The organism is Phenylobacterium sp., from assembly GCF_035475775.1.
In the GTDB taxonomy this organism is placed as follows: domain Bacteria; phylum Pseudomonadota; class Alphaproteobacteria; order Caulobacterales; family Caulobacteraceae; genus Phenylobacterium.
Map to the genome: position 1 here is coordinate 1 of NZ_DATIMC010000071.1, position 4,511 is coordinate 4,511.

Annotated in this window: 5 protein-coding genes and 1 pseudogene; 2 read left to right on the forward strand and 4 right to left on the reverse strand. The window is 69.3% G+C overall.

From position 1 onward, the window contains the following. A partial coding sequence (locus VLI41_RS09135; RefSeq protein WP_325267763.1) for a hypothetical protein occupies positions 1–570 on the forward strand: 570 nt, incomplete at its 5' end. A gap of 5 nt (positions 571–575) precedes the next feature. Next, positions 576–1,421 carry a class I SAM-dependent methyltransferase gene (locus VLI41_RS09140; RefSeq protein WP_325267764.1) on the forward strand — a complete coding sequence of 282 codons (846 nt, stop codon included), beginning with the start codon at positions 576–578 and terminating at the stop codon, positions 1,419–1,421. Here VLI41_RS09140 and VLI41_RS09145 read toward each other — a convergent pair. The 4 genes and pseudogenes from VLI41_RS09145 to VLI41_RS09160 all read right to left on the reverse strand — a co-directional run. Then, positions 1,411–2,289 (reverse strand): hypothetical protein, encoded by an 879-nt coding sequence (locus VLI41_RS09145; RefSeq protein ID WP_325267765.1) that lies wholly within the window; start codon positions 2,287–2,289, stop codon positions 1,411–1,413. The genes VLI41_RS09140 and VLI41_RS09145 overlap by 11 nt on opposite strands. A 47-nt stretch (positions 2,290–2,336) precedes the next feature. Then, positions 2,337–3,275 (reverse strand): bifunctional riboflavin kinase/FAD synthetase, encoded by a 939-nt coding sequence (locus tag VLI41_RS09150; RefSeq protein WP_325267766.1) that lies wholly within the window; start codon positions 3,273–3,275, stop codon positions 2,337–2,339. 86 nt (positions 3,276–3,361) lie between these two features. After that, positions 3,362–4,225: a TIGR01459 family HAD-type hydrolase gene (locus VLI41_RS09155; RefSeq protein ID WP_325267767.1), complete on the reverse strand. Its 864-nt coding sequence runs from the start codon at positions 4,223–4,225 to the stop codon at positions 3,362–3,364. A gap of 120 nt (positions 4,226–4,345) precedes the next feature. Beyond that, positions 4,346–4,511 (reverse strand): annotated as a pseudogene (locus VLI41_RS09160) (diguanylate phosphodiesterase); the annotation flags it as partial.

Below are 4,511 nucleotides of genomic sequence, written 5' to 3' on the forward strand. Positions count from 1 at the left end.
CGCCGGCTCGGCCTCTTCTACATGGGCAAGACGCGGCGGATGTACCTCTCGGCCGAGCTGCGCGGTCAGGGGCTGCCGCTCAGCCTGACGCTGCTCGCCCAGTCGCGGTTCGGCCTCGACCTGCGGCAGAAGGACTTCTCCGACCACACCCTCGAGCTGCCGATCATGGTGGCCGACGGCCAGCACGTGGAGCTGCAGCGCATCGAGGCCATGCCGACCCACGCCGGCTACTACACCGCCTGCATCCCGATCGGCCGGTCGCGCTACGCCATCGGCCTGCAGTTCGGCAAGCTCTACGACTTCGTGCAGGTGCAGGAGATCGGCTTCGCCAAGGCCGCGAGCCTCTGGGCCACCGAGCGCGAGGGCGCCGCGACCATTCCGGCCCAGCCGGTGTTCGAGGGCGTCGGCGGCGGCCCCGGCGGCCTGATGCAGATGACCGGCGAGGAGGCCTTCATCATGGTCCCGCCGCCGGCCGACACGGGTGAGGATCTCGTGCTGGTGGTGGTCTTCCGCCCGATCGCCGAGCGTCCCCGCGCGGCGGCCGACCCGCAGGCGATCGCAGCGGCGTAGTGCGCATGTCCCTTCTGATCCACTCCATGGCCGAATTCTGGGAAATCATCGAGACTTGCCTGGAAAAGGCAGGCGCCAAACACCTCGTCGAGATCGGCGCAGAGTTTGGCGGCACATCCAACCTGCTTGCACAGCATGCCGCCCGTCGAGGAGGAACGCTCACCTGCATCGATCCCTGCCCGCAACCCGATTTCCTCGCGTGGTGCGCTGGAGCGCCGGATCTCGTGAAGCATGTGGAGCGGCCAAGCCTCGAAGCGCTTACCGAGCTCGCCGATGTCGACGCCTGGCTGATCGACGGCGACCACAACTGGTACACCGTGCATCATGAGTTGAAGGCGATCCACGCCGCCTGCCGGCGCGATGGACGACCTCTGCTCGTCTTTCTCCATGATGTGGGCTGGCCGACCGCGCACAGGGATTCGTATTACGCGCCCGATCGGATTCCTGCGGAATACCGCCAACCCTATGACTTCGATGCAGGGGTAACGCTCGAGAGCGAGACGCTTGTGCGCGGCCGCGGGTTCCGAGGCATGGGGCATTGGGCCTGGTCGACGAAGCTCGGCGGGCCATGCAACGGCGTCTTCACCGCGATCAAAGACTTCCTGTTCGCCAATTCCGCGGCCGGGGGCAAGGACCTCGGCTGGGCGCGGATTCCTGCTGTCTTTGGCCTCGGCGTCCTCTTCGACTCCGATGCGTCATGGAGCGCGGACGTGGCGCAGGTGCTGCTTCCATTTCATGAAAACCCGCTACTCGCCCGCCTAGAGCTCAATCGCCTGCGCAACTACCTGGCTGTGATTGAGTGGCAGGATCGAACGGCCGAGCTGGAGGCCAACAAGCTGGTCAGCGGGTGAGATGGTGGACCAGGTCGAAGCCCAGGAGCCGCCCCATCTCCCAGACTCCTGGGACGCGGAGGATCGCCGAAAACTCCGCAACATTGAGCTCGCCGCGCCAGCGTTCCACGAGCGTCAGTTCGTCTGACCGCAGCTGCTGCGCCTCAAGCTTGAAGAGTTCACCGGGTTCGACCTGGGCCGCGCGAACTGCGGCCTCGTCAATTCCGTCCATGCCCAGAAAGGCTCCGAGATTCCCCCCGACGGCATGGTGCAGCCCGACCGCCAAGGGGCGGGTGGCTTCCGGGGTGAAGCCAAGTAGCCGCGACACGGCCTCCAGCCCAGCCTTCCGGTTCAAGATGAAATCCTCGTAGCGGATCACCAGGCACGGAATGCCGAGATCGGCCACGACCTGCAGCGCCTCCTGATAGGTGTCGCGCCAGACCGCCGCCGAGGCGGCGAGGGCCTCTCCGCTTGCTCCGCTGTGGCTGTAGGCGAAAGCCCAGGGGAGTCGCGCGAGGATTATGGCGGCTGTGTCGAGCCCGGATGTGGACATCGCAACCTGGCGCACCCACGCCGGGTTCTTGGAGCCGTCGATCGCGACCGGCGCGGCGAAGCGCCGACGTACTGCCGCATAGCCCTCGCGGAGCCCACCCGCGGTCGCCTCCTGGATCAGGCTCTCGTCGAAGATGGGGCATTCGTGCTCTCGCCCCGCCATGCCGCAGATCCGGCACCGATCCACGACCCGGTCCCGCTCCCGGCCCGACCACGGTCGGAAGGACGAAAGGCGATCAATCTCGCCCATGGTGTCGATCCGATCGTCCCGCGCGAGTTCCCGAGCGATGGCCGTCGACCCGCAGAAGACAGTTCCGACGAGGAAGATGGTTCGCATGGGCTCCGACGTGGTGAATCGCTGGATCGAGGATGCGGTGCTTCGGCTCAGACGCCCAGCTTCGCCTTTGCTTCGCGCACGTCGGCCTCGATCTGGACGACCATGGCGTCGAGGCTGTCGAACTTCAGCTCGGGGCGCTGGAAGGCGATGAGGTCGGTCTCGATCACCTGGTCGTAGATGTCCTCGTCGAAGTCGAACAGCCACACCTCGAGCAGCGGCTCGGTCACGCCGTCGACGGTGGGGTTGACGCCGATGTTGGCGACGCCCGGCAGCTTGCGGCCGTCGGGCAGGCGGGTGCGGGTGGCGTAGACGCCGAACTTCGGGATCACGTAGTCGTCGAGGCCGACGTTGGCGGTGGGGTAGCCGAGCTTGCGGCCGAGCTGGCGGCCGCGGACCACCTCGCCCTCGACGGCGAACGGCCGGCCGAGGATCCGCGCCGCCTCCTCCGGACGCCCCTCGCGCAGCGCCTCGCGCACCGCGGTGGAGGAGAACTTCTCGCCGTGCACGTCGGTCACCTCGGCGGCGACCGAGACCCCGAAGCCGAGCTCCGCGCCGTACTGGCGCATGGTGTCCGGCGTGCCGGTGCGGTCCTTGCCGTAGGAGTTGTCGAAGCCCAGCGCCACGTGCCGGACGCCCAGCCCCTCGTGCAGCACGCGGGCGGCGAAGTCGCGATCGGTGACCTGGGCGAGCTCGCCGTAGGGCAGCACGTACAGGATGTCGACGCCCAGCGCCTCCAGCGCGCGCGCCTGCTGGTCGCGCTTCATCAGCTGGAAGGCGGGCTCCTGCGGGCGGTGATAGACGCGCGGGTGCGGATCCAGGGTGATCACCCCCAGCGGGCAGCCGAGCTCGCGAGCCGCCTCGGCGGCCAGCGCGATCACCTTCTGGTGGCCGCGGTGGACGCCGTCGAAGTTGCCCATGGCGACGGCCGCGCCGCGGTCGCTCTCGGGCAGGTTCTTCCAGCCGTGGATGACGCGCACCCGGCTCATCCGCCGATGCCCCCTCCGAACAATGCCTGCCGCACGCCTGGTCCGTCCCTCCTGGCCGCGTCTCACTTAGCGAGGATGGGCCGCGCTCACCAGACCAGGTCGGCCATGGCGTAGGCGGCGGTCACGCCTTCGGTCTCGAAGACGTGGTCGATCATCGCCGGATCGATCGCGCCGTGGGCCAGGATCTCAGGGCCGTGAATGCCGTTGGCGATGAACAGCACGTCGAGGCCCTGCGCATTGGCGCCGCGCAGGTCGGTGCGCGGCCCGTCGCCGACGCACAGCACCCGGGCCCGCGCGATCGGGCGGCCCCGCCGCTCTTCGGCCTTCAGGAGCGCCAGCTCGTAGATCGCCGCGTGCGGCTTGCCGGCCATGAACACCTGCCCGTCCAGCGCCTCGTAGAGCTGGGCCAGCGCCCCGCCGCAGTAGATCAGCTTCTCGCCCCGCTGCACCACGATATCCGGGTTGGCGCAGATCATCGGCAGGCCGCGGGCGATCGCCGCGCGGAACCGCTCGCGGTAGGCCTCCGGCGTCTCGCGCTCGTCGTCGAACGGCCCGGTGCAGGCGATGAAGCGGGCCGCCTCCAGCGGGACGAACGCGAGCCCCAGGCCCTCGTAGAGCGGATCGTCGCGCTCCGGCCCGAGCTTCCAGGCCGGCCCCGGCGCGCGCTCGGCCAGCAGCTTGCGGGTGGCGTCGCCGGAGGTGACGATCAGCGACCATGCCTCGCGCGGCACGCCCAGCCCGTCCATCTGGGCGATCACCTGCGCATTCGGCCGGGGCGAGTTGGAGATCAGCACGACCTCGCCGCCCTGCGCGCGGTAGCGGGCCAGCGCCTCGCAGGCCAGGGGGAAGGCCTCCCGCCCGTTGTGGATCACCCCCCAGACGTCGCACAGCAACACGTCGTAGTTGTCCGCCAGCGCGGCGAGGCCGGGGATGATCGCGGGCGAGCTCATGGCGGGCTCTCTAACCGCCGGCCTCCCTGACTGTCATCCCGGTTTCGCGGAACGCGAAGAGCGGGACCCGCGAGTGCGGCGTGCTGCCGAAACCCGGATGACAGCGACAGGCGTGGATCCCTACCGCCCGCCCGCCGCTCGCCTGAGGACCGGCGGGCGCGGATAGGTGGAGGGCGGGTCGGCCTCGGCCAGCACCGCCTCGCGGATCGCCCGCGGCTCGCCGAACAGGTGGCCCTGGCCGTAGCCGATGTCGAGGTCGAGGATGTCGACCACCTGGCGCTCGGTC